Source organism: Mesorhizobium sp. NPDC059025 (assembly GCF_042739655.1).
In the GTDB taxonomy this organism is placed as follows: Bacteria; Pseudomonadota; Alphaproteobacteria; order Rhizobiales; family Rhizobiaceae; genus Mesorhizobium.
Genome location: NZ_JBHYIM010000035.1, coordinates 1 through 2,177 on the forward strand (window position 1 = coordinate 1; position 2,177 = coordinate 2,177).

Sequence of the window (2,177 nt, forward strand, 5' to 3'; positions counted from 1 at the left end):
GGCGTCGCCGGATCGATCTCGACATCTGCGCTCGGGTAAAGCGTGGTGCCGAAGGCCGAAGCCTTTTTCACCCGTACCCCATCAGGACCGTAGGCAAAGCTTGTGATCGCCGAGCCCTGCGTGACCGTCTTCAGCCGGCTGGCTTCGTCCCAGGCCAGGGTGCGGATGCCATCCGAGATGGTGTTGCCGTTGGCGTCATAGGCGAAGCTGCGCGAACCGACCGTCAGCGGTGCGTGCGGGCGTGGTGACGTGGCGGTTGGATAAACGTATGCCCCCGAGACCCTGCTCCGGGAGAGCATGTTGCCATTGGTTGCGTAGTTGAACGTCTCGTTGAGACCAACGTTCGCACTATTAGCGGCAGTCATCAGCCAATCGAGGTTGTTGTAGGTGTAGGTCCAATCCTCGGCCGTACCCGACGGATCAAGTGCCGTCGGCGCGCCGTTGATGGCGATGATGCGCCCCGCAAGGTCACGCGTATAGGTGTTGTCCATCAACACCGAACCGCTTGGCCCGGTCGTCACCACCCTGGTCAGCCAGCGTCGTGTCGGCGAATAGCTGAAGTTCGTCTTCACGCCGTTGGCGTAGACGATCTGCCGCGTCTGGTTGTCGGCCTCGTAGCTGATCGAACTGATGTAGCCGGGAGCCGAATACAACAGGTTGCCGCCGGTGTAGCCGAGACGATCGGCATTGGTTCCGAAATCCATCGGAGAAGGCGAATAGTTCTGGAAGACGACAAGACCGGACCGGTCCCGCGCCATGTAGGTGGAATGGCTCAACCCATCGATGGTGGTGTTCTGCCATCGTATCTTGCCGAAACCATCATAGTTGTAGGCTTGTGTCGCGGCACCATTCACTGATCGGGTCAGTTGGCCGATGTTGTAATAATCGGGCTCGACCTGGTCGTAGCTGTTCTGCGTGAGCGTAGCAGGTGCGCCGCCCGCGGCGGTTGCGGTTTTGGTCAGAAGTCGTCCCATTTGATCATAGGACAAAGTGGCGACTGCACCGCGCGCATCCGTCTGCTCAACCAAACGATTGGCGGCATCGTATTTGTAGGTCCAGGTGCCGAGATCGGGATCAGAGGCTGTCAGCCGGTTGCCGACCATGTCGTAGCTGTAGGTCCAGGTAGCGAGGCTGTCATCGACAAGCCTGGTCAGCCGGTGCAAGGCGTCATAGTTGCGATGCTCGGAGATATAGGAACCATCGGCCATGACATTTGTCAGGCGGATCGTATCGCCACGGCTGTTCGTAAAATTGTGGCTCAGGCGCCCGAGCTCGTCTTTCTGGATGACGAGGCCGTAGGTAACATTCGTCGAATGGACCAGCGGCGAATAGTATAGATAGTAGGTGTAGCTCCGCTCGGAGTTGTCAGGATTGACGATCGATGTCGGCCGATCCGCCCAGTCGTAGCGCGTGGTTGTCCATTGATCGGTTTCGTTCGAACAACGCGGCAATGACTTGCGCGCCACGTTGGAACGCTGGTCGTATTCCGTATTGAGCATTGTCCAGACGCCCGGCGCATCACATCCCGGCATGTCTTCGTGCCAGACGCGGCCAAGTCCGTCGTAAAAGGCCTGCCTGTAATATTCACCTGAGGCATTGGGCAGCGGCGAATACGTGACGAGATGCTGACCCGATGGATTGCCCTCGTTGATGTAGCGGACCCTGTCATAGTAGCCGGTGGCCGTGTTGCGGATTTCCGAGGGCCGGCAATAAGCATCATAGCTGTAGGTTGTGACGATGCCGTTCCAGTCCGTTTTGCTCGCCGGCAAGCCGCAGACAGGATTGTAGGTGGCCGTCGAGACGAAACGCGTGTCGGCAGCCAACGCGCCGTTGGCAAAGTATTTCGGCGCCCGCTCTGCCACCGGATAGAGGCGATATGCCGTATCGTAATCCCATTCCGTGCGGTTGGCGACACCGTCGAGGTGCGATGCCTTGTTGCCGTAGCTGTCGTAGGTGAAGGTCTCGGTGGTCTGGTAGAGTGGCTGATTGGAATCGGCCCGCACCCGATGGATGATCGACGTCAGGTCGCCCTTGGTCGGCTGCGCCAGATTGTCTGTCGAACCATCGTAGTAGAACAGGTCGTATTTGATCGGGAACGCGTTGGGATCAAAAGAATCCCGGATCGCCTCATAGCGCGACTTGGAGACGATGTAGGAGCTAAGTGTCGGCGCGTAGGC

1 protein-coding gene is annotated in these 2,177 nt (G+C 58.7%); it reads right to left on the reverse strand.

Features of this window, described 5'->3' with window-relative positions; all coding sequences use genetic code 11:
• The coding region (locus ACFWYE_RS30970; protein WP_379115820.1) for a hypothetical protein at positions 1 to 2,177 on the reverse strand (2,177 nt) is incomplete at both ends.